The following is a 23388-nucleotide window of genomic DNA, read 5'->3' as shown; positions in this document are numbered from 1 at the left end:
GAGAAGGCCAGCCGATGCGCACGGGTGCGCCAGGCTCTTTGGAGGAGCCCTCGGACCGACCGCTCGCCCCCGCGGGCGAAAGGAAGACAACGCGGGAGGGGGTCGGAACCGGGACAAGCGCGAGAGTCTGCGCCAGCTCGGACCTACCCGCCTCCCACGAGGCTTCCAGGTCAAACCGGCGCGGGATGTCTCCCCAGCGCAGGATGTTGGCAGGTCTTCGGGCTCACGAGCGCTCCGGCTGTCGCCGGGTTCCTACGGTCCACCGCTTCCCAGCCCGAGGGCCAGTGCGCGTCGTGGAGGTCGTTCTCGCTTACCGCTGCGGGGCAGCCCCGGATTCGCACCGGGTTCCCTTTTGAGCCCCGGGCCGAAGCCCGAGGCACCAACATGGGCACTACATATGGTGGTGTAGTGAGCCGGTCAAGCGAGATGTTGTGGGGGAGCTCCTTTGCTCGGTTGCATGATTGCACGGTCGACGCTGGCGGTGCGCGCAGCGACGGGCCACAACCCGGGCGTATGCCGCTCAGCGAAGCGCGTCCGGCCGATCCGCTCGACGACCTCGTCGCGCTCCTGCGCGGCAAGCGGATCGTGGCGCTGACGGGCGCGGGGTGCAGCACCGAGTCCGGCATCCCGGATTATCGAGGTCCCGAGACGCGGCGCCGCGCGCGGAACCCGATCCAGGGGCGGGAGTTCTCCCGCTCGGCCGAGATCCGGCAGCGGTACTGGGCGCGCGCCGTGATCGGCTGGGAGCGGTTCTCCAGGGCCGAGCCGAACCCCGCCCACCGCGCCCTCGCGCAGCTCGAGCACGGCGGGCATCTCGACGGCCTCATCACGCAGAACGTCGACGGCCTCCACCAGGCCGCGGGCAGCCGCCGCGTCATCGAGCTGCACGGGACGCTCTCCGAGGTCGCTTGCCTCGCGTGCGGCGCGATGGAGCGGCGCGCCGCCCTCCAGGAGCGGCTCCTCGCGCAGAACCCCGGCTGGCTGCGCCTCGCGGCCGACCTCGCCCCCGACGGCGACGCCGACCTGCCCGCCGAGCACGTGGCGGGCTTCCGGGCGCCGCCGTGCCTCCGCTGCGAGGGGCCGCTCAAGCCGCGCGTCGTCTTCTTCGGCGAGAACGTGGCCCGGCCGATCGTCGACGCGGCCTTCGCGCTCGTGGACGCGGCGGACGCGCTCCTCGTCGTCGGCTCGTCGCTGGCGGTCTTCTCGGGCTACCGCTTCGTGCTGCGCGCCGCGCAGCGAGGCATGCCGATCGCCATGATCAACCTCGGCTCCGCGCGCGGCGAGGAGCTCGGCGCGCTCAAGATCGAGGCCCGGGCCGGCGAGGTGCTGCCGCGCCTCGCCGAGGCGCTCGGCGTCCGCGCGACCGCGGCGCCCTGGTGAGGCGCCGAGCGCCTCGGCGAGGCGCCGGCATCATCCGCGCCGGTACATCACATCGCTGCGGAGGACGTACTTGCTCCCGCGCGTCACGGGGGCGCCGCGGTGGAGCCGGCGGTGCTCGAACAGGAGCGCCATCCCGCGCCGCGGGGCGATGCTCCGACCGCCCCAGAAATCGGTCGTGCCGCCCTCGAAGTCGTCGTTCAGGTAGATCATCGCGGTGAACAGGCTCCGCTCGCCGTCGGATCGCACGAACGACCCGTCGCCGTGCCAGTTGAAATACTCGCCCTCGGTGTACCGATAGTAGCGGAAGCGCTCGTTCAGCCCGACGGCGCGGTGGAGGCCGAAGCTCGGTGGCATCCACCGCGCGAGCCTCTCCCAGAGGCTCGTGGCGAGGTCCGGATCGTCGACGATGACGCGGCCGTTCTTGCGCACCTCGAGGTGGATGATCTCGGTCCCTCCGATCGGCGCCTGCTCGAAGCCTCGCGCCTCGGCGAGCGCGATGAAGCCCTCGCACTCGTCGGGCGACAGGACGTTCGTCACCGTGAAGATGCGGAGATTGTCGGTGTAGTCGGTGCACTGGGCGGTTCGTTCGGCGTGCAGGGTGCTCATGCGTGGAGCGTGGGCCCGGGCGGACCGGATCCGGAAGGGCGGGACCCGGGCAGGACCGGGCAGGACCGGGCAGCGCGGTGGACAGGAGAGCGCCGCATCGCCGATGATCGAGCGCTCGCACCGATGGCACGGGTCTCCAGGGTGGGCCGCAGCGCGGAGCCCGCGGTCAGCTTCAACCACACGCTCCTCCAGCGGGCGCGGCTCGATCTCGACCTGACGCAGGAGCAGGTCGCCGCGTCGATCGGCGTCGACGTGCGGACCTACCGCCGCTACGAGTCGGGCGCCGTCAACGATCCGCGGCTCGGCTTCTCGGTCCGGAGCCCGTCCCGGCGGCGCATCATCGAGCGCCTCGGCGCCGAGCTCGGCCTCGCGGAGGCGGAGCTGCTCGTCGTCGGGGCCGAGGCGGCGCCGGGGGCGGAGCCCGCCGCAGAGGAAGCGGGGGCAGCGAGCCAGGCCGCGGAGGCGCTCGCCCCGGCGTGGCGCCCGCTGCACGCGCACACGCTCCAGCGAGCGCGGCACTTCGTCGGGCGCGGGGAGATCCTCGACCGGCTCTCCGCGTGGGCCGACGCGTCACCGCCGTGCCCCCGGGTGATCGCGCTCCTCGGCGTGGGCGGGGCGGGCAAGACCGCGATCGCCGAGCGCTTCCTCCAGGGGCTCGGCGATGCCCCACGGCCCGGCGGGGTGCTCGTCTGGAGCTTCTACGACGACCCCAGGAGCGAGGCGTTCCTCGACCAGGCGGCGGCCTACTTCGCGCCGGGCGCAGGCGGCTCGGGTCCGGGGGCGCCGCGGCCACCGGTGGCGCCCGGAGAGCAGCTCGCGCAGCTGAAAGAGGCGCTGGGGCAGGGGCCGCCGCACCTGCTCGTGCTCGACGGGCTCGAGACCGTGCAGGCCGAAGGGGGCGCCGGGCGCGCGCACGGCGAGCTCCACGACGCGCTCCTCCGGCGGCTGCTCTGCGCTGTCGCGTCCGGGCTCGGCGGCGCGCGGGCGCTCGTCACGTCGCGCTTCGAGCTCGCGGATCTGTCCGCCTGGGCCGAGGGCGGGCTCGCGACGATCCGGCCGGAGCCGCTCTGCGAGGGCGACGCTGCGTCGCTCCTGCGCCGCTGGGGCATCCACGGCGATGACGGCGCCCTCGGCGCGCTGTTCGAGAGGACGGGCGGCCACGCGCTCTCGGTCGCCGTCCTCGGCTCCTACGTGGGCGCGTTCCTCGGCGGCGACGCGGGGCGGCTCTCCGCGGCGCAAGCGGCGCACCTCGCCGAGGCCGAGCACGACGACGTCCTCGCCCGCCGCCTGAGCTCGGTGCTGTCGGCCTACGCGCGCGCGCTGCCGCCGGGCGAGCGGGACCTCCTCGCGCGCCTCTCGGTGTTCCCCGGCGGCGCCGGCGAAGAGGCGCTGCTTCAGCTGGTGCGGGCCGGCGGCGAGATCGCGGGCGCCATGGCGGGGTGGGGCGCCGCGGAGCTCGCGCGCGGGCTCGCCCGGCTGGAGCGGCTGGGGCTCGTGTTCGCGGCGCGCCCGGGCGAGCGCTGCTACTCGACGCACCCCTTCGTGCGGCAGCACTTCAAGTCGCTGCTCGGCGTGCCGCCGGAGCGCGTCCACGCCGCGGGGAGCGCCGCGCCGCCGCCGCGCCTCGACGAGGCGCCGCGCCGGGCGCCGCGGGAACGCGAGGCGGTCGACGCGTACGAGGCCATCCTCACCGAGCTGCTCGGCGCCGGGCGGGCGGGCGAGGCGTACGAGATCTACGCGCTCGCCCTCGGCGGCTTCGCGCACCTCGGGCTCAAGCTCGGCGACATGGCCCGGGGCGCCCGCATCCTGCGCGCGTTCGCCGGCGGCGACGATCCCCGCGGCATGCCGGCCTCGCTGCCCTCGCGGGTGCGCGCGTCGCTCGTGTACGAGACGCGGGGCTCTACGCCGGTGCGCTCGGGGATCTCGCGTTTGCCTGCGCCTGCTACGAGGCGCACAACGAGCTCGCCGGCGCGCTGGGCGACCCGGCGCTGCTCGCGATGGGTCTGCGCACGCTGGCGTACACCGAGCGGCTGCGGGGCAACCTGACCGGGGCGCGCGGCCTGCTCGAGCGATCGGCGGAGATCGCCGGAGGCGCCGCGGGGAGCGCCGGTCGCGCCGCGGACAAGGTCCACGCCGTGCGCGCGCTGGCGCTGCTCGCCGCGGTGCTGCACGACCTCGGCGAGGTCGACGCGGCGGGCGAGCGCTTCGCGCGCCTGCGGGAGCTGGGCGACGCGCCGGTGGGGCGCCGCGCGCTCTGGGAGGCGGAGCACGCGCTCGCGCTCGGGCGCCGCGACGAGGCGCGCGAGGCCACGGAGCGGAACATCGCCGAGTGCAGGCGGAGGGGCTGGGAGGGGCACGTCGCGCACGGTCACACGCTGCTCGGCCTCGCGCTGCTGGACGGAGGCGACGGCGGCGGCGGCGACGTCGCGTCGGCGGAGGCGCACCTCGTCGAGGCGCGCCGCTGGGCTTCCGCGACGGGCGAGGTGGAGGTCGTGCTGCGGTGCCACGAGCTCGCGGCGCGGATCGCGCTCGTCGCTGGCCGGCTCGACGACGGCGCGCGGCAGGCGCTGGAGGGGCTGCATGTCGCCGAGGCATGCGGGTTCGGCCCGTTCCGCGCGCGGCTCGCGGTCGTCGCCGCGCGGTGCGCGCTGGCCCGCGGCGCGGGGGCGGCGGCGTCTGCGACGGCGCTCGCCGACTCGGCTGTTGCGTGGGCGGGCGAGGACGCGTGGGCGAGGGCGGACGCGCTGCACTGGGCCGGCGTGGCGCGCGCGGCGGCGGCGCGCGGCGAGGAGCGCGCGCGAGGGCGGGAGCTGCTCGCCGAGGCGGCGGCGCTGCGGGCGCGCCTGCGCCACCCCGGGGCCGGAGCGTCGCGGGAGGCGCTCGAGCGGCTAGGCGGATGATGGCCGGGCGCGCCTCGGCAGCCGCTGCAGGATGTCCGTCGTCTCGGCGCTCTGCTTGAGCCCGGCGAGGCGCTGCTCGATGTCGCGCTTCAGCACGGCCGCCATCACCGGCTCCAGCACCGGGGCGAGGACCTGCGGGCGCGCGGTGAAGTTGTAGCGGAAGGTGACGCGGGTCCGTCGCGGCGACAGCGCCTTGAAGAGCCACGCGCCCGAGAACTGGCGGAAGATCCGCGGCCCCTCGACCATGGTGATGGCCACCTGCTCCGGCGGGTTCAGGGTGATGTAACGGGCCTCCATGGACAGCCCGTTCTTCGCCCGTACCCACACCCGCACGCCGACGGCGGGCTCGGTCGCGCCGTCGCGGTAGCGCATCTCGCGCAGGAACGGGTCCCACTCGAGCCGGAGAGCGTAGTCCTGGGACAGCGCGAAGAGCGCGTCGCAGGCGGCGTCGATCTCGGCGGTGCTCTGGATCGTGGGCATGGTGCCGAGCATAGGAGCGCGACGCGCTGGCGTGGCATACTGCCGGACCATGAACGAGCCGGCGCGCAGGATCGTCTGGACATACGCCGAGTATCTCGAGCAGGAGCGGGCGAGCCCGACGAAGCACGAGTTCCTGAACGGCGAGATCTTCGCGATGGCCGGCGGAACGCCGGAGCACGCGCGCCTGTGCGCGAACGTGATCGTGGAGCTCCGGGTGCAGCTCCGCGAGCGGCCCTGCGCGGTCTACTCCGCCGATCTGCGCGTCCGGGTGCAGGCGACTGGGCTCGCCACGTACCCTGACGTCAGCGTCGTCTGCGGGAGGCTCGAGCGCGATCTCGCGGACAACGACGCAGCGCTCAACCCGATCGTCTTGGTCGAGGTCCTCTCCGAGAGCTCGGAGGCCTACGACCGTGGGCAGAAGTTCGCGCACTACCGGCGGATCCCCTCGCTCCGGGAGTACGTGCTCGTCTCGCAGCACGAGCAGCGCATCGAGGTGTTTCACCGCAATGACGACGACTCCTGGACGCTCCGGGAGGCGCGCGCTGGGGAGGGCGTGCACCTGGAGGCGATCGGGTGCGCGCTGTCGGTCGACGAGGTTTACCGAGACCCGTTCGCGCAAGTCCCCTCCAAGGCGGAGGAGCGACTCCGCGGCTCGTGAGGAGCTCCTGAGTATCGGCAGGATGGGGGGCGCGCTCTGAGGGCCCTTGAGCGGCGGCATCGAGGTCGCGGGTGGTGTCGAGGTGAGGACGAGCACGCACCGCGATCGGTCGATCGCGGCGTGTCGCGTTTTCAGGTGGGGTAGGGGACCATGAGGAACTGCACCGTCGCTCCTGTGGGCGCAGCGGTGCTGCCTTGCCAGTAGCTCACGACGGCGCTGAGCGGAAAGCCCGCGGGGTAGGTCGCCGTCCAGACCACGGCCGCGTTCGGCGTCGAGGGATGGAAGCTCGGCACCACGATGGTGTTCGCGGCGTCGGGCCCCGGAATCGACAACGTGACGCTTCCGTCGATCGGGATGTTCACGAACTGGAGACCGACGAGGTACCTCCCCGCGGTCGTCACCGCCGTCGGGGGCTGGGGATACTGAGCGGTGAAGGTCGGCTTCGGGTCCGGCAGCGTGTTGATGACCCTGACCCAGCTCAGCTGCGGCTGCGTGGCGACGAACGTCTCGATGGCGTCGAACTGCGTGTAACCGACGGCAGAGAAATCAGGCGGCTGCGGGGTCGCGCTCCCGTCCACATACGTCAGGAGAAACTGCTGGCTCTGCGGCGTGGCCGGAGGCGGCGGGATCCAGACGATCGGCACGGTGGAGATCAGCACCTCGTTCTGCGTGTCGGCCTCGAGGTCGACCCAGTTCTGCGTCTTGCCTCCGACGGTGAAGCCCGAGTTGCTCAGCGCGCCGAAGGAGGGCGTGGCCTCGTCGCCGAGGTAGAGGTAGACGCGCGCTCGCTGGGCGCGGTTGTTGGGGTTGATGGCCCGGATGTAGACGAAATTCGGCACCCCGGTCGTGGCCGCGTTGCTGACGGTACCCGGGGTGTACGAGCTCGCAGCGGTGAACGCGCTCGCGTCCTGCGCCGCCGCGGTGCCGGCGAGGATGATGTCGGGCGACATCAGCGCGCCCGTCCCCGCCTGCGCCGCGGTCTGGCCCGGGAACTGGCGGACGAAGAGCCCGTCATAGCTCCCGTCCCAGAGGACGACGTTGCGCACGCCTCTCACGTAGTCGGCGAGCTCGTCGAGGCTTCCGAACGCGGGGAGCGAAGCGAACGGGGGAGGATTCGACCCGTTCGTGTCGTCGATCCACGCGATCACGGCGTACGTGGTCCCGGACGGGGGCGCCGCTGGCTGCCAGACGAGCGGCGTGTCGTTGAGCATGAAGTCGCCCGTCGCGTTCGACGCGATGGTGACGTAGTTCTGCGCCGTCCCGCTGTACGTCATCGCGTCCGACTTCCACGTGGACGGGTCGAGGAGCGGGTTCTTGGCCGCCGTCGGGTCGTTGACCGCGTAGAAGAACGCGACGCGCGCGTTCAGCGATCCGGCGGAGGCGTTGAAGCCGCGGATGTACAGGTAGTTCAGTCCTCCGGCAGCGGGCGGCTGGTGGACGCTCCAGGTGAGCGCGTCCTCGAGGAGCGCTGTGTCGTAGGCCTCCTTTCCGCTGTAGAGGATCAGGTCCGGCGAGCTGGACCAGCTCGTGTCGGCGCCGGAGATGCGGGGACCCTGACTCCCGTTCTGGCGTGCGAACATCCCGCTATAGGCGGTGTCGAGCACGACCAGATTGCCGTGCGCCTCGACGTACTGGCGGAGCGAGTCGAGTGTGGGGAAGGGCTTCATCTTCGTGAAGTCCGGCGGCGGCTGCCCGCCCGGGTCGATCCAGGCAAGGAGCACGTGCTCACTCGTCTCCGACGCCTGCGCGTCAGGTGTCCAGACCAGCGGGTAAGCGCCGAGCACGACGTCGCCCGCGTTCGCGGCCGTCAGGGTGACCGCATTCCCCGCCGTCCCGTCCACCGTGAAGACGCTGCTGTCCCAGCGCTGCGGGTACAGCAGGTCGCTGAACTTCCCCGCGAGCGGGTTGTGCTGCACCGAGTAGAGGTAGACCGTAGCGGTCTGGGCGGTTGCGCCCGTGTTCTTCCCGCGCACGTACAGGGTGTTCCCCTGCTGGGGGATGGGCGCCTGGACGAACCCGGTGTCGTAGCGCGCGGTCAGGAGCGCAGTGTCGCGGAGCGCGCTTGTGAACGGGAGCAGATCCGGCGAGTACATCCAGGCGGCGGGGGACGTCGCCGGCGGCGTGCCGAGCGCCTGCCGCACGACGATCCCGTTGCCGCTCGCCTTCTCTCCGAGGCGCGTGGAGCCGACATCGGGCTCGATGGTGTCCGCCGTGCCGAACTTGAGGTTCCATATCTGCTGGCCGAGGAGGAACACCGGCGAGGTGGCCAGCTTCCCGCCCCTTCGTACGATCATGTACGAGATCGGGAGAACGACGCCCGGCCGCGCGGCTATGGCGGCCAGCTTGTCGAGCATCGTCGAGGTGATGGGGTGTTGGACCCGCGCGTGGATCGAGGAGAACTTGCAGAGCGGTGTCGGCCCGGTCTGGTACGTGACGATGAGGAGCGCCCTCTGGTTCGAGTCGAACTGAAGCCCGTCCCAGCCGTTGACCGGGTACCCGCCGAGGTAGTTCGACACGGCGAGCGGCGTGGGGCCGCTGCTGAAGGTGACGTCACCGGTGACGTTCACCATGAAGGTGCCGTCGGTAATGTTGCTGAAGAAGATGGTGACGTTGAACGTCTCCGGGTTGTCCTGCGTGGAGAGGTAGGTGGTGTATTGGGAGTCGGGCGGAGGCGTGGTGTGATCGGTCGTGTTGCGCCACCCCATGTTCGGGTGGGTGGCGAGGAAGTACATGAGCTCGTCGCAGCTCTGGAAATGCCCGATGACGGAGAAATCGGGCGGGATCGGCTTGTCCTGCGTGCTGTTGTCCGCCCAGACGATGGTGCAGTAGTGCGCGACGTTGATGTCGATGTTCTGGGGTGTCCAGACGAGCGCCTCGGAGGTGACGACCACGCTGCTGCCGTCGAACGGCGGCGCCCAGGCCCAGTTCTGCGGTTGCGCCGAACTCCCGACCTGCACGTCGTCTCCCGACCAGTTCTGCGGCCAGAGCATGAGGTCGCTCGTGACGTGGTAGAAGAACAGGTTCGAGCCGTTGCCGGTGTTCGCCAGGAATCCGCGCAGGTAGACGAAATTCGGCTGGTTGAAGTTCACGTCGGCCGGCGACATCTGCGCATACGAGTCCGGCGTCGCGAACTGCCTCGGATCGCCCGCATCCGTCTGCCCGTGGAGGATGATATCGGGGCAGCTGCAGCTTCCGTTGCTCAGCGTGTTCGGCTCCTGCCCCAGGGCCTGACGGATGAAGGTGCCCGTGTACGTCGCGGCGCTCATGAGCTCGGCGCGCGTCGGAGCGGCGGCGACGTTGCCTGCCATCAAGATCTGGCGCAGGACGCTCATCGTCTCGCTGCCGCTGTTGGCGACGAAGATCCGCGACGCATCGGGTGAGATCGCCGCGCCCGACGCGCCCCTGGCCTGGCTGATGTCCTCGGCGAGGGGGAGCGTCTGGAGGATCCGCAGCGAGCTCGGATCGAGGATGCGGAGCGCGCCCGCGCTCTCGTCGGGGGCGTAGAGGCGGCGTCCATCCGGCGACGGGACGAGCTCCTGCAGGTTGACGTAGCTCTGCATCACCGACACCGACTCGGTCTGCAGGGTGGCGACGTCGATCACGGTGATCGTGTTCGGCGAGGTCGCGCCGAGCACGTACGCCTTCGACCCGTCGGGGAGGACGGCGACGTTCACCGCGCCGGGGATCGCGATCGCCGGGGCGTTGAGCGCGTACTGCCCGCCCGCGCCGCGCACCGCGACGTTGAAGGCGTGGCTCCTGAGGTCCGCGATGAACAGCTTCGCGCCGTCGGGGGTGACCGCCATGCGGACCGCGCCGGGAAATTGCCCGCCGGTGTAGAGGGGGAGCGATTGAGCCGCGTTCCAGTTCCCGCCCGCGGTGGAGCCGATCAAGAGCGTGTACTGATGCGACCGGTCCACCAGCACGACGAAGAGGGTCTGGCCGTCCCTGGAGAGCGCGAGCCCGAGCGTCCGTCCCAGGATCGGGAGCGGAACCTCGGTCTGTTGCGCGTTCATCGGATCGCTCAGGTCGAGGACGTAGAGGGTCGGCTCCATGCTGCCGATCGCGTACGCGGTGACCGAGGTGCTCCCGTCGGTAGGCGGCGGCGCGAAGACACACTCCACCATCGGCACGCTCGAGAGGATCTGCGTGGCCACGCCCGACGCGACCGGGTAGTACCGCGCGCCGGGCACCGGCTGCGGCGCGCCGAGAAGCGCGTTGTTCCAGATGAGGGCCGCCTTCCCGTCGGGGGAGACCACGACGTCGGTCGGCTGGCGTCCGACCTGGGTGGACACGGTCGCGAGCTCGTAGGTCTGGAGCGAGATCACGCCGAATTTCTGCGAGCCCGCGTCGGAGACGAGCACGACCAGGCCATCGGGGGAGACGGCGACGCCGCTCGGCGTCGTGCCGACCAGGATCGACTTCTGCAACACCGCGCAGGAGAGCGGGCCGTTCCACACGTCGAGGAGCGAGACGGTCCCATCACCGGCGTTGGCCACGAAAGCATAGGCGCCGCTCGGCGTGACCGCGATCGCGACAGGGCTCGACCCGACGGTGAGCTGCCGGCGCTGCCCCGTGCTCGGGTACTGCGCGTCGATCGCCCAGACGACTCCGCCCTGCGGGCAGGCGGCCAGGAGCGTCGAGCCATCGGGGGTGACCGCTAGCCCCGTGGGCTGGCCGCTCACGTCCCGCGCGAGCTCGGTGACCTTCAGCGAACCGTCGATTCCGATGCCGACGATCGAAATGGAGTCGTCCGCCGAGTCGGCGACGTAGAGCCGCGCGCCGGACGGGTCGGCGGCGAGCCCGCGCGGAGCATTCCCGACGACGACCTGCTGGCCCAGGGCGTACCCCTTCGGCCCCTTCGTCAGCTCCGCGAGCCGGCCGGGTTTGCCGTCCAACGTCAGGTAGATGCGGTCCGCGTCGGGAGTGATCACCGCTGCCTGCGGCTTGCCGTGGAGCGGGACGGAGCCGAGCGCGGTGAACGACGGCACGCCGCCGGAGATCTCGATCCGGTGGAGCGAGACGGTCGCGTCGCCGTTGAGCGTCACCATCAGCGAGCCGTCCTGCGAGAAGATCACGGCGCTCGGCGACGTTCCGACCGGGATCGTGGTGATGGCGGAGAACTGCACCGTGTCGACGGCGATCACCCGATTGCCCTCCGAGTCCACGAGGGCCAGGAAGGGCGCGGACGGCGACGCCGCGGCGCTGCTCGTGGCCGCCTCCGCGGCATAGCACTTCACCGCGGGTTCGAAGGCGCTGATCACCAGGTTGCGCGCCGGCGCGGTGACGCCGGGGTCGGTGACCGGAGTGAGGGTGATCATCTGAGGTTTGTCGACGGTCGCCGAGCTGTGGTCGACGGCGCACCCTCCGCCGGAGACCTCACCCGAGGTGCTGCCGAGCTTCACGTTCCCCGTTGTGTCGACGGCCCAGCTCAGCTGGATGTCGTGCGCCCTGGAGCCGGCGTAGATCTCGGTCGGCGCCCCGACGAAGGAGTTGATCACGGGGAGCGCGATCGCCTGCACGTTCGCCAAGGCGACGTTGTCCACGTCGGCGCCGGGGCCGGTGGCCCTCAAGCTGAACGCGGTGGTCTGCGCGGTGAGCGTGGCGTGATAGCTGGTCTCGCCGGTGACGTCACAGTGCGCGTAGTTCTGGATCAGCTCCAGGCTGGTGGCGTAGTCGACCTCCCACGTCACGGTCACCTTCGCCTGATGGTTCTGGAGGTACGTGGGTGACGGGCTCACGGAGAGACTCCGGATCACCACGTGCGGGATCTTGTCGATGACCAGCGTGTAGACCCCGTCTTTGTAGCCGGGGATGTTCTGGTACTGCACGAGCATCACGGTCGGCCCGGGCTGATACGAGGTGACGATCGAGGTGAAGTCCCAGCTCACCACCGCCGCCGCCCCGCTCCCCGCGATAGGCTTGCCCTCCGGCGGCTTGAGCGTCCAGTACGGGCTCTCGGCGCCGGTGTCGGCGGTGGGGACCCACTGCCCGGTGTTGTCGCCGTGGACGACGACGATGTTCTGCGCGCTCAACACATCGGTGAGCGCGCCGTAGCCGAGCGTGTCGTCCGCCTTGCCGTAGACGAAGCTCACCGTGAAGAGCGTGTCGGGGCCCGCCAGGACACCGATGTTCTCCGGCGTCTGGCTGAACTGCAGGGTGAGCTTGTTCTTCACCTCGCGCGCGGCGCCGCTGCTGTTGACCACCAGGTTCGAGACGAGGCTCACCGCGAGCACCCGCGTCAGATCGGCCTTCCCGCTCGGTGGGTTCTGGACCGCGACCGAGAAGTTCGAGGTCCAGCTCGTGTTCCCGCTCGTCACCCCGGGGACGTTGAAATAGGTCACGGCGAGCTGGGGCGTCTGCGAGGGCGGGGCGCGGTCGAGCTCCAGCCCCTCGATGTGGACCGCGATCGGCGTGCCGGCGACGAGGGTCGTCCCGCCCCTGGACGGGGCCATGCCGATCACCTGGTCGTCCGCGTAGACAACGCAGCTCCAGCCGTCGGCCGCCGGTTTCAGGAGCTTCCAGGCGTCGCTCGTGAGCTGGAGCGGGCTCAGGTCGAGGTAGAGGAGCGTCTGCTGCCCCGACGGCGGGAGCTGCGCCGGCGGGAGCACGTCGCCGGCGACGAGGATCGAGCTCCCGGTGTTGAGCATGATTTGGAGATCGATCCGGTTCGCGGTGGTGTTCGCGGCGATGTACACAACGTTGTCCACGCCCGTCCTGATCGACCCGTAGTTCACGAACTGGAAGCTGAGCTGCGGGAATTGCGACGCGAAGGCGGCCGCTTCATCCTTCGTCGAGCCCTCGCCAGGGCTTTCGTTCGAGCGCGGCTCCGGGGGTGTGGATTGGCTGTGCATCGCCTGCTCCTGGTCGGGTTAATCGTCTGGTGATGCCGTCGGCGGCGTGCCCGTCTGGATGGCGACGATCGCGATATCGACCCCGTCGTTCACCCCCTGGACGCCGTAGTAATCGAAGTAGATCTGCGCCTGAGACGCGGTGTTCACCGCGATCACGTCGGCGAGCGTGATGGTGAGGGCCTGTCCGGGCCCCAGCGTGACCGGTGAGCCCGCGGCAGGCGTCGCGGCCCAGTAGTCGCCGTACTGAGCGTCGTGGAGCGCCTGGAAGGTCCACCCGGCGGCGCTGGGCTGGACCGACGCAACCTGCGAGGGATCGATCAGGGCGCCGAAGTGGATGTAGAACACCGAACCGACCGGCGGCGTGCCCTCGTTGGCGAGCTCTCCCGGGTTGAAGGTGACGTCCGCCTGCCGCCGGTTGGTGATGGTCAGCGTGAGCGTGTTCGCCGCGCCGCCCTTCACGCTCGCTCGGCCGGACGCGTTCTGCAGCGTGAAGGCGAGGACCTCCGGGTTCAGTCGGAGCCATCCCTCGGTGAGCTGCTGTGGCGAGTACTGCCAGACCGCGTTCGCGGTCGGGGGGACGACGTTCGGAGTGACGACCCACTCCGAACCACCGTTCCCGCTCGGCTTCTCCTCGACCCACGACCACGTGTAGCCGCTCTCACGCGGGAGGGGGAGCGTGAGGCCCGCGAGTGGGCGGAGGACGGGCGCCGTGAGAAAGGTCATGTCCAGCGCGCCGAGCGTGTCGGCGTACTGGGCAGGCGGGATCTCGACGTACTGCGTTGGGAGGATCCCGGTGGTGAGGTGGATGCCCGCTCGCGGATCCATCAGCATCAAGAGCTTCTGCTCCCCCGTCCTGATGGACGGGAGCTGGCCTTCCGGCGTGGAGGTCGGCGTGAGCAGGAGGTTGTTGGCGGCGGGGCGCACAACGCCAGAGGTGGCGCCCGCGTCGGCGGCCTCGGTGTAGAACGTGCCGAGGTCGTAGTTGCCGCCGGGGCCCTGCTTGAAGTACCCGACGAGACCGTCGTCGAGCTGGTCGATGTCGCCCACCACCGCGGGGAACTGCACCGCCGAGAGCCCGTCGTCGGTGTCCTGGTACTTCTCTCCCGGAACGAGCGTGTTCCAGGTCTGGTCATAGGCAGTGATCCCCTGGAGTTCGAGGAGCAGCGAGGCCTGGACCAGCGCGACGGGGCGGCCCACCAGGACCGCCATCCCCGCGCTGCTGTCGGCGTTTGGCGGAGACACCGACGAGGCCGCGGCGTCGACCGCGTCGTAGAAGGCTCGGAAGAAGCCGACGCTCGCGTGGGCGAGCATCACGGCGAGGTCGCGCAGGTGGGGGTTCTGGTCCTGCATCGCCGCCTCGACTCCTTTGTCGATCGTGGCGTCGTTCCCCGGCGCGGATTGCCATGCGATCCCGGTCGCGTCTTCCATGACCGTGAGGGACCCGACCGGGCGCCCGAGCTGGTCGTAGAAGAAGAGCCCGCGCTGCAGGTGGCTGGGGAGGAGCCAGCCGCAGACCGGCGACGTGGCTGGATGGGCGTTCATCTCGTCGTATTCGAGCGTGTCGGCCGAGAGCCACCGGAAGAGGACGCGCGCGCCCTGCGCGAGCCGCGGCTGCAGATAGACGATCCCTGGTTCGACGTTCCCGCGGTAGGAAGTGGCGAGATCCTTCGCGAGGTAGAGGTTGCCGATCTGCACCGGCCGCTTCTCGCCGAACGTGTCGAGGATCTGGAGCCGGATCTTGGCAAAGCCGGCCCGCACCGGGTTGAAGCTCCCGTTGCCGAGCGGCGAGAGCGGCGGGATGAGCGACAGATCCGGAAGGACGGCCTGTACCTCTTTGGTCACGTTCCGGAGCGAGAAGGGCGCGCCGCTGCCGACGCCGATGTGGAGCTGAAGGCTCTGCTCCCGCGTGAGGAGCGCGGCGTTGAAGCCCGACATCGCCTGCATCAGGATGTTCGTCTGCTGGAGCTGCCCGAGGATGGTTTGCAGCGTCGCGTCGGAGGTCGTCTGGAGGTACTGATCGAGGAGCGCCTCCAGGTTGTCCGCGGCGGCCGCGGAGAGCACCGCCGAGCCGGTGTACCTGGCTGCGCGCCCGGCTCTCGGGTCGAAAGCGAGGGTCTGCGGATCGACGTCGATGCTCCCGGCTCCACCGCTCGGCGTGTAGGCGATGGTCCCCACATCGTCGGGGTCGACGGTGAAGTTGGCGGTGAAGAAGCCGGGGGCGTAGCTCTGCGCGGCGCCTCTGGAGGCGGTGGGAAAGAGGGGCGCGAAATCGAGCTCCCAGAGCATCATCAGCGGGAGCCACGGGTTCGTGGGCCCCCACCAGCTGATTTCGACCGGGGAGGGCAAGGCGCCGGCGAAGCTCTGGTACGCGTTCCCGCTCGGCGCAGAGCCGGCGGTGAGGCATTCGGTGAGCGCCGTCATGAGGGCGGCGTCGCTCCCGCCGGTGAGGGCGGCGGCGATCGCCGTGTCGAGGACGCAGGCCTCCGTGACGAGCGCGGCCACGTCGGCTGCATGGGGGAGGTGGTTCGGCGACGGAGGGAGCGCGGCCGAGAAGCGGGACCCGCTGATCGTCACGGGCGAGGTCACCGAGACCGTCGCGGCGGAGACGAGGTCGGTCGTGAGCCGACAGACCAGGTTCCCATTCGCCTCGTAGCGTCCATCGCCGCCGTGCCGTCGCGCCGCGGCGACGTCCGGGCCTGCCAGCAGGACCACCGGCTCGTTGGGCACCCAGAAGCGCGGCGCGGGGACCGGCTTCAGCGCCCACGCGGAGCCGAGCATCGACGTCACCACCGCGCGCTGCTTCTCGACCATGTCCTGCGCGGTCGCGAGGTTCCGTTGGATCGTCGGCCACAGCGCGAGCCGGCTGGAGAGCGTGGCGTTCGCCGCGGTGGTGTCGGTGGCGTTCACCTGCACGAGGCGATACCAGTCGGCGAAGAGCTGCCACCGGTACTGCTGCACTTCGGTGGTCGCCAGGTCGCGCTCCTGCTGGAGCTCATTCAGCAAGTTCAGCGCATCGGCCAAGGGCAGCGGGAGGTTGGGCGCGGGGGTATCGCTGCCGCCGGTGCGGACCGAACCTGCCGGCACGATCGTGTAGATCGTCCCGCCGTCGACGCTGTTGAAGCCTTTTTCGTGGATCGTCTCCGCGAGCTCCGCGAGCTGCCCCGGCGCCGGCTGCCCGAGGCGGCTCAAGAGGCCCATTTCCAGGGCGGTGAAGAGCTGCTCGAACAGCGGCAGCGACGGGTGATCGATCCCCCGGAAGTAGGCGGCCAGGGCCTCCGCGGGGTTGTTCCCGATCGCCACGTCGACCTGCACCGCCGGCTGGTCGTCACCCAGGTAGCGGGTCGCCGGGGTCCACCGGATGTCCTGCGCCACGCCGCTGTAGAGCGAGTACTGGGGCGTCGCGCCGCTGGGGGTATAGGTCCACTTGTAGTTTTGCTGGAGGTCGGCCGGGGCGGAGTGGGTCGTGAGCGGATCGTTCGTGGGGTCGCTGAACCACCCGGTGACCAGGTACATCAGGTTCAGCGGCTCGCTCCCGCTCGTCTGCAGATCCGACGTGTCATCGTAAAAGCCGAAGATCCCTCGCGCGTTCGGGTAGAACGCGGCGAAGGCGATGTCGCCGCTCGCGACGGCGTGGATCTCCGAGCCGAAGAGCGCCTTGATCGTCTGGCCCTGCGGGATGGTGGGCTCTTGCCAGCTCCCGTCGAACACCTTCCAGACGCCGAGGTACCGATAGTTCTGCGCGTTGTCTTGCACGGGGAGGGTGGGCGCTCGTTTCCCGCCCGGCGGCGTCGTCGATAGCGTGTCGCTCTCGATGATCCAGCTCTTGCCGGTCACGCTGCTTCCCTGAACGACCACGCGGGTGACGAGCCAGCGGTTGGGGAGCGCCGGGAACTCGAGGCCGTTCTGCGTCTGCGACGCGTGCGTGAGCCCGTCGGGGGCGGCCCAGTGCAGGTGGATCCCCGCCTCCAGCGGCCAGAGCGGCGGCTGAAGGTTCGGGTCGCGGGTCACGTTCGCGCCGAGGAAGGCCTGGGCCGCGTCCTGGCTGGCCTGCGCGACGTAGGAGGTGGTCGCGCCCGCGAAGGTGCCGGTCCGCTCGTGCGCGTCGATGCTCCCGACGCAGTACGCCACCAGATCGATCGGGACGACGAGGCCGCTGTTGCTGCTGGAGATCACGACCGGGCTCCCCGGCTCGAGGTGTTCTGGAACTCGACCATGAGGACGCCCTTGTTCAGCTCGAGGGCGAGCTCCGCCGAGGTGAAGCCCTGCGGGAAGGTCTGGCCGAAGGTCTTCGTCAGGCATCCCAGGAGCTCTGTGGCGGCGTCACGGATGCGCAGCGTCCGGCCGTCGGCGCGTGGGTTCACGAAGATCACGGGGTTTGCTGCGGTCGGGTCGCAGGCGGTGGGCTTCTGGCCCGGGTCGGTCCCGTATTGCTTGCCCGGGTTGGGCGGGTCGACCTCGCGGAGCGTCGTCCAATACGTGCCGTCCTTCCCTTCGATGCCCATGTGGAGCTGCTCGGGAGGCTCCGAGATCTGGAGGAGCTCGACCACGCCGTCGAAGAGGCAGAGGAGCGTGTCGCGCGTTAGATTGACGAGGCGCAGCGTGGGGACGGGCGAGGTCGCGGCGGCGTCGCTGTACCCTTTGAAGCGGAGGTTCGGCCAACCCGAAGCGGCCTGCGATCGGAGGATGAACCCGGTGACCTGGCCGGTGGGATTGACGTGGCCGGCCCGGGCCCCGGTCGGGCGCGCCGCGAGCGCACGGCGAAGCCCCATCCTGGCGCGGGCCGCCGATCGCAATGCGTGCAGCTGCGCGGCTTCGAGCTTTTGATCGGCGGTGCTCCGGCCGATGCTGAAGGCGCCGTCGATGAGCGCGTCGATCCAGTTGAAATCCAGATAGAAAAAGCGGAGTGACTCCGGGGGAAGCATCCGCTCGTCGGGGACGAGGTAATTGAAGGGGATGCCCTGGAGCGCCGCGAGCGCGCCGAACCACTCGGGGATCCCGCCGGGGAGCGGCGGCGGCCCGTCGGCGAGCCGCGCCCTGCGCGTCGCCATGAAGCTCTCGAGGATCGGCTCGTTCGCGAGCAGGTGCTGGAGGAGCTGTTGTTCCGCCGCGGTGGCCTGCTGTTGCAAGACGCGCTGCTTCCAGGTGTAAAGTGAGCTCGCTACCGCGGTGTTCTGCAGGGCGAGCAGCTGACCGAGCTGCCACGCCGCGCCGTAGGAGACGTCGAAGAGCCCTGCCTGCGGGTCGTATCGGTTGGCGGCGTCGGGCCCGCCGATCGGAACCGCGATCGTGGTGGCGACCGGAGATGGGACGAGCGGCCCGCGGTACCACGACACCGTCCTGCCGCCGTGCCGGAGGTGATGGTTGAACGGGACATAGCCCATCGCGAGCGCGTTCTTGACGATGACCGCGGCGTCGTCTGCCGAGAGCGTCCCCGCCCCCCGCGATGCGGCGGCCTGGTTCGCCGCGGCCTGCCGCACGCGGGCAGCGTCGGGCGCGTCGCCGACGATCGGCAGCCGCAGCGTGCTCGGGCTCCCAGCCGGGAACTTGTTGAGCCCTTTCAGCAGGTCGAGGAGGTTCTCTTCGAGGTCGTTCGCGGTGAAGGTCCACGACGTGTAGACCAGGAGCCGCACGTGATCGGTGCCGGCGGGAATCCGCGCGCTCGGCGTGCCGTCCTCGGCGGGGAGGTAGTCGGCCATGTTCTCGAGCGAGACCAGGAAGGCCCGGCTCGGCACGTTCACGGCTGGAATGCGGTTGCCGACGACCACCGCGTATTGGGTCTGGCGCGCGGCGGTGTCCACGCCGTCGGTGACGTCGACCTCGCGAATGTGCGCCAGATAGAAGAGGTCCGGAGCGGAAGGGGCAATTTGACAGAACGTGTCGAGCGGGATGTCGATCACCAGGCAATCGTCGTCCGGCGTCTCGCCGTAGCCCATCGGGACGAGCGTCGAGGCTCCGTACGACAGGATGTTCGCCGGCAGGGCGCCGGTGTCGGTGTCGGACGACGCGGTCACCGTGATCCGCGTGCCGAGAGGCACCAGCTCCTTCGCCTTGACCTTCGTCGGCGTGGGCGCGGTCGCGGCGTCGAAGAGGAGGACCGCCATCCACGGGTGCTTCGCGTAGCTCTGGTCGGCGTTCTTCAGCGACCGCTCCCAGGGCAGCGTGCGGCGGCTGAAGACCACGTGCGGGAGGACGCGGTCGAACTCCCCATTGGCGAGCGCCGGCGGAAAGACGCCGACGATCTCGCCCTCGGCGATCTTGAACCGCTCCCCCTGCACGACGAAGCTCGCGTTCGCCGTGAACCGCCCCGGGGTCTGGCCGGGCACGGTCTCCGTGGCCGCGAGCGTGTAGACCCCCGTGCGCAGCGGCGGGACGTCGGATTGGATGAACGAGATCTGCTTCTGGTCGTCGCTTGCGGGAGTGCTCATGGGGCCTCGCTCGCTGCCGCATGGGTGGTGCGCTGCTCTCCGAGCAGGCTGAGCTTCGGTGCCGCCATCAAGTCGTCGTTCGACGCGTCGGAGAGGCGCTGCACGTCGACGGCGGTGTCGACGGTGATCGATTGCCCCGCCATCGCGCCCAGGATCAGCCCGCGCACCATCGCGACGTTGGCATCGGTGATGGTGCCGGCCACCGTCTGGTCGGTGAAGCTGTCGGTGGTGGGGTATGTCGGATCGCTCCACGTGAAGGGCTCGACGTCTTCGAGGGTGACCTCGAGCGCGGGGAGCGGAATGGGCAGCGTGTGATCCGGCGTGGGCGGCTCGGGGATCAGCACGAAGCCGCTGAGCGCGTTCGGGATGGTGGTGCTGGTGAGCCCCGTGTTCGGATCGATCTGTGGGACGCCGTTGGAGAAGCTCTTCGTCTCCCAGAGTGCCTTTGGCGCGTTGCGGAGCATGCGCACGCCGTAGAACGTCGCGTCCTCCTCGCTCTCCACGTCGATCGACAGCGCGGGGTGGAAGTCCGCCGCCGAGATACCCGCGATCCCCGCCGAGAACGAGGTATTCGGCTGGATCACGTGGCCGCCTTCGTCGTGCGGCTGCTGGTCGTCGGGCGCGAGCTCGGCGATCCCTGCCCAGGTCGCTGTCTTGAACGGGATCGCGGTGCTGACCTGGCACTGGAAGGTCTCGCCGCTCACGAGGTACCAGGGGTGCGTCGGCGTGGTGTCGAGGGTCTTCACCAGACCCTGCGTGACCGAGACCTGCACGATCGCCGGCTTGCCGTCGTCGGGCGGCGCAGCGGTCGACTGCGAGCGTTGGAAGCGCGGCGCCGCCGTCGGCCGCCTCGCCGGGGGCGCCGAGGGGAGCAGCTCGTCGACGAACTGGTCCCAGGGCAGCGTCGTGTCCTGTTGCGGGTCGCCGTCCCCGAAGTGGATATCGAAGGAGATGATGTAGAGGTGGACTGTCGCCACACCCGCGAACGGCGGGCCCCAGAGGTTGAGCCCGACGCCCACGTGGATCGTCACGCTGACATGGACGAAGAGGATCTTGATCGAGAACGACGCCCCCAGGTCGATCCCGGCGCTGATGAAGTAGTGGAACGGCTTGAAGATCATCAAGAAGTCGGCCCACACCGTGAACCAGGCGCGGATCGGGCCGCTCGACCAGACCGCGCTCAGCTCGCCGCCTGCCATCACGGCGTTGGAGGTGAGCGCGAAATACAGGTCGCCCTGGATGGTCAGCTCGTCCGGGACCACCCGCCAGTTCAGCCCCAGGCGGGGGATCTTCGGATAATGCGCGGGGACCGTGAAATTCGGGTTGTAGCCGCCGAGGGTGACGACGAAGTCGCCCTCGTGTTCACCCGCGAACCACGAGTAGAAGGCGAAGCCGCCCGTGAGGTGCGCCGCCGGGTCGAGGACATACGAGTTGTTGGTGAGCTGTCCCTCGACGGAGAGGAGCCCCTCGTCGGGCGCGAACGAGGCCTCCAGCGCGAGCTCCGCACGCGCGATCGGCGTGTCGGCCTTCGGGGGGATCGCCAGGGTGGCGACGCCGAGGAGGTCGATCTCGAAGCGCGCGCCGAAGGTGACCGTGAGGAGCGCGAAGGCATCGATGATCTCGAACGACGTGAACCGCACCCCGAGCGCGAGCCAGTACGCGCCGAGCGCGGGTGCGACCACGCCGGAGGTGGACAGGGTGCTCACCACCTTCGTCACCTGCGCGCCGATGTCCCCGCTCGGGTCCATGCCGGGCGCGCCGATTCCCCGCGCCCAGGCGACCAGCGGGAAGGCGGTCACGCCGGTGATGTCCGGGATCACGAGGGCGCGGTTGAACCCGAGCCCCGCCGCGACGCCGGTGACGAAGAAGAACAGAGGCCCCCCGATCGGGTAGTCGACCACGGCATAGAGGAAGAACGACGGATGGCCCTCGTACTCGGCGTACCCGCCCAGCGCGGAGACGGTCACCGCGGAGAAGCCGAGCACCAGCTCGCCGTAGAAGCTCAGCGGGTCGACCGTGCCCATCAGCCCGCCGCTCACCTCCACCGGCCCTTCCGCCAGCGACACGGTGAGCCCGTCGATGTTGAACCGCGGCTGGAAAGTGGTGAGCGGCGAGCTGACGCCCAGGCCGAGCACCGAGATGGTCAGGCCTCCTGCGTCGAGCCCCGCGTTCATCAGGACTAAGAGGGCGCCGTCCTTCTTGTCCGCCGAGCTTTGGTAGCGGATTCCGACCTTCTGGAAGGAGACCGGCCCGAACTTCTTCTGTAGATCGTACCAGACGGTTCCGTCGGGCGATCTGCTCGAGGCGACGGTGCTGCCGCTCGCGGGCCCCGTGCGCGGGGGCGGCGACGTTCCCCCGTTCCCTCGTCGTGTGCCGCCTTCACCGGTGGAGATGCTCAGCGACTGCTTGTACGATCCCGCCTGGAACGTCATCGAGAGCGCCACGCCCGTGGAGAGGCCCGCGCCTGGCACCTGCGGCAGCCCTTCGCCCTTCAGCAGCTGGTTAATCGCGGCCGCCTCGATCGGATCGAGGTCGGAGGAGATCACCGCCTGGAGGTCTTCAATCACCACCGCCTCGTACGGGCTGAAGACGCGCTTCAGCAGCGGGAGATCGGTGAGATGGATCTTCTCGTCAATCCTCACGCCGAAGAAGTACTTGCCGTCGCGCGCAACGAAGGCGGCGCTCCCGTAGCTCTTCGATTTCGCGGTGATCGCGAGCGTCTTTGGGCCGAAGTCGTAGGTGAGCGACACCTCCACGAGCTGCAGGTCGAGCGACGCGGGGATCGGCGGCACGCCGGTGAAGCCGAAGCGCGCGGCTATGTCGGTGAACTCCAGCGGGTGCGCCGCGTCGGTCCAGGAGGCGGTGAAGGTCGAGGGCGATTCGCCGAAGGTCACCTCGAGCTCCGAGGTCCCCAGCATCAGCTTCGCGTCGACCGCCACCTTGTACGCGTTTGTCGCTGCCTGGTGCGTGAGCGCCGCCGACACGGTGAGGTCGACGGGGGTGCCGTTGACGTCGAACTCGAGGGTGAAATGCCCGCTCGCGTCGTACGTCTGGGTATCGAAGGCAAACTCGAAGTCGTTCAGCGTGAACGAGGTGAGCGCGTCCGGGAGCGTGACGCCGAACTGGTGCGCGAGACCGCCGACCAGCGCGCCGATCGGGACGCCATCGTCCTTCCCGATATAGCCGTTGAAGCTCCACCCTCCCGAGGCCGGGTGGATCGCCGACACCCCGATGTCTACCGACCCGAGCTTCCCCGTCGCGCGGATCAACCCGCCCACCTGCACGGTCTTCAGCGGGTCGACGATGTTGAGCCCGAGCGTGTAGCTGTCGAGCGTGAAGAAGCCCGGGATGATCGGCCAGCCGGGCTTCCCGTCGGTGACGTCCTTTCCGATCTGCACGCCGATCTGCGACACGGTCCCCGAGGACGGGTCGAAGCGGACGAAGAGCTCTTGCACCGAGAAGTCAAGCAGGCTGTTGATCGTGGAGGGGAGCTGGATGGCCTTCGCCCCTCCTCCGAAGGCCGCGAGCACATCGTTGATGCTCGGCAGCTCGATCGCGGAGGAGTCGAGCGTCAGCTGCAGCAGGCCGCTCGACTCCTCGCCAATGGTGATCGGGAACGTCGTCGTGACGTTCTTGATCGTCAGCGTGGCGCCAACGCTGACCGTCGCGGGCACGGCCAGGCCGGTCGACCACAGGGCGTAGCTCTGGCTGGCCCCGCGGATGTGCAGCGCCGTGAGCGCGAACCAATCGATGCCGGGGATGCTCAGCGTCGTCGCGGGCGGGGCCGTGATGTCGAGGGCGGCGAGGAACCGATTGCTGCTGGTCGCGTCGACGGCCGCGGTGATCACGACGCCGACGCCCTGGAACAGGCCCCAGTCGAGGGTCGCCCGCAGGGTGAGGGTCTGATTGGCTCCGGCGGGGGACAGCGCGAAGGTCGCGTTCGTGAGCGGCGCGAAGGATATCGGCGGGAGGCTGTCCATCATCTCGGCGATCGCCGGCAGGAGCCCGGCGACGGACGAGACGGTGAGCTCCCCGGACGCCGCGAGCTTCTCGAGTTGGGACTGCAGGGTATCGAGCGACATTCGGTC

10 protein-coding genes and 1 riboswitch are annotated in these 23388 nt (G+C 70.1%); of the genes, 4 read left to right on the top strand and 6 right to left on the bottom strand.

Annotated elements, in window-relative coordinates; translation table 11 throughout:
• Positions 1–191 precede the first annotated feature (191 nt).
• Positions 192–399, bottom strand: a riboswitch (cobalamin riboswitch).
• A gap of 114 nt (positions 400–513) precedes the next feature.
• Positions 514–1380, top strand: coding sequence for an NAD-dependent protein deacetylase (locus tag WMF19_RS22260; protein WP_437900911.1), 867 nt, complete (start codon positions 514–516; stop codon positions 1378–1380).
• 30 nt (positions 1381–1410) lie between these two features.
• Here the strand turns inward: WMF19_RS22260 and WMF19_RS22255 are convergent, their stop codons facing one another.
• On the bottom strand, positions 1411–1986 hold the full coding sequence (locus tag WMF19_RS22255) for a prolyl hydroxylase family protein (protein WP_437900910.1): 576 nt from the start codon (positions 1984–1986) through the stop codon (positions 1411–1413).
• A 123-nt stretch (positions 1987–2109) separates the two neighbouring features.
• Here WMF19_RS22255 and WMF19_RS22250 point away from each other — a divergent pair, with 123 nt between their 5' ends.
• Together WMF19_RS22250 and WMF19_RS22245 are read left to right on the top strand one after the other, a co-directional pair.
• Entirely contained in the window at positions 2110–4032 is a 1923-nt protein-coding gene (locus WMF19_RS22250) for a helix-turn-helix domain-containing protein (protein WP_437900909.1), read from the top strand.
• Positions 3984–4886, top strand: coding sequence for a hypothetical protein (locus WMF19_RS22245; protein ID WP_437900908.1), 903 nt, complete (start codon positions 3984–3986; stop codon positions 4884–4886). Before WMF19_RS22250 ends, WMF19_RS22245 begins: the two co-directional genes overlap by 49 nt.
• On the opposite strand, the gene WMF19_RS22240 is transcribed toward WMF19_RS22245, so the two are convergent.
• Positions 4875–5366 (bottom strand): type II toxin-antitoxin system RatA family toxin, encoded by a 492-nt coding sequence (locus tag WMF19_RS22240; RefSeq protein WP_437900907.1) that lies wholly within the window; start codon positions 5364–5366, stop codon positions 4875–4877. The genes WMF19_RS22245 and WMF19_RS22240 overlap by 12 nt on opposite strands.
• 49 nt (positions 5367–5415) lie before the next feature.
• Here WMF19_RS22240 and WMF19_RS22235 point away from each other — a divergent pair, with 49 nt between their 5' ends.
• Positions 5416–6024, top strand: a complete 609-nt coding sequence (locus WMF19_RS22235; protein ID WP_437901656.1) for a Uma2 family endonuclease — start codon at positions 5416–5418, stop codon at positions 6022–6024.
• Between the two features lie 131 nt (positions 6025–6155).
• Here the strand turns inward: WMF19_RS22235 and WMF19_RS22230 are convergent, their stop codons facing one another.
• The 4 genes from WMF19_RS22230 to WMF19_RS22215 are packed head-to-tail and all read right to left on the bottom strand — an operon-like array spanning position 6156 to position 23382.
• Positions 6156–12875, bottom strand: coding sequence for a hypothetical protein (locus WMF19_RS22230; RefSeq protein ID WP_437900906.1), 6720 nt, complete (start codon positions 12873–12875; stop codon positions 6156–6158).
• A gap of 18 nt (positions 12876–12893) precedes the next feature.
• Positions 12894–17048, bottom strand: a complete 4155-nt coding sequence (locus WMF19_RS22225; protein ID WP_437900905.1) for a hypothetical protein — start codon at positions 17046–17048, stop codon at positions 12894–12896.
• Positions 17045–19300, bottom strand: a complete 2256-nt coding sequence (locus WMF19_RS22220; protein WP_437900904.1) for a hypothetical protein — start codon at positions 19298–19300, stop codon at positions 17045–17047. Before WMF19_RS22220 ends, WMF19_RS22225 begins: the two co-directional genes overlap by 4 nt.
• A complete protein-coding gene (locus WMF19_RS22215) occupies positions 19297–23382 on the bottom strand; it encodes a DUF6603 domain-containing protein (protein ID WP_437900903.1) in 4086 nt (1361 codons plus the stop codon). The genes WMF19_RS22220 and WMF19_RS22215 overlap by 4 nt, the downstream gene beginning before the upstream one ends.
• Positions 23383–23388 lie beyond the last annotated feature (6 nt).

Origin of the sequence: Sorangium sp. So ce124 (genome assembly GCF_051525235.1) — a bacterium.
GTDB classification, from domain to species: domain Bacteria; phylum Myxococcota_A; class Polyangia; order Polyangiales; family Polyangiaceae; genus Sorangium; species Sorangium atrum.
This window is presented reverse-complemented; position numbering and strand designations above follow the sequence as displayed.

What these genes read in the sequence shown, in the direction of transcription:
- WMF19_RS22260 (WP_437900911.1), top strand. Translation starts at nt 514, where the DNA reads ATGCCGCTCAGCGAAGCGCGTCCGGCCGATCCGCTCGACGACCTCGTC.
- WMF19_RS22255 (WP_437900910.1), bottom strand. Translation starts at nt 1,986, where the DNA reads ATGAGCACCCTGCACGCCGAACGAACCGCCCAGTGCACCGACTACACC.
- WMF19_RS22250 (WP_437900909.1), top strand. Translation starts at nt 2,110, where the DNA reads ATGGCACGGGTCTCCAGGGTGGGCCGCAGCGCGGAGCCCGCGGTCAGC.
- WMF19_RS22245 (WP_437900908.1), top strand. Translation starts at nt 3,984, where the DNA reads ATGGGTCTGCGCACGCTGGCGTACACCGAGCGGCTGCGGGGCAACCTG.
- WMF19_RS22240 (WP_437900907.1), bottom strand. Translation starts at nt 5,366, where the DNA reads ATGCCCACGATCCAGAGCACCGCCGAGATCGACGCCGCCTGCGACGCG.
- WMF19_RS22235 (WP_437901656.1), top strand. Translation starts at nt 5,416, where the DNA reads ATGAACGAGCCGGCGCGCAGGATCGTCTGGACATACGCCGAGTATCTC.
- WMF19_RS22230 (WP_437900906.1), bottom strand. Translation starts at nt 12,875, where the DNA reads ATGCACAGCCAATCCACACCCCCGGAGCCGCGCTCGAACGAAAGCCCT.
- WMF19_RS22220 (WP_437900904.1), bottom strand. Translation starts at nt 19,300, where the DNA reads ATGAGCACTCCCGCAAGCGACGACCAGAAGCAGATCTCGTTCATCCAA.
- WMF19_RS22215 (WP_437900903.1), bottom strand. Translation starts at nt 23,382, where the DNA reads ATGTCGCTCGATACCCTGCAGTCCCAACTCGAGAAGCTCGCGGCGTCC.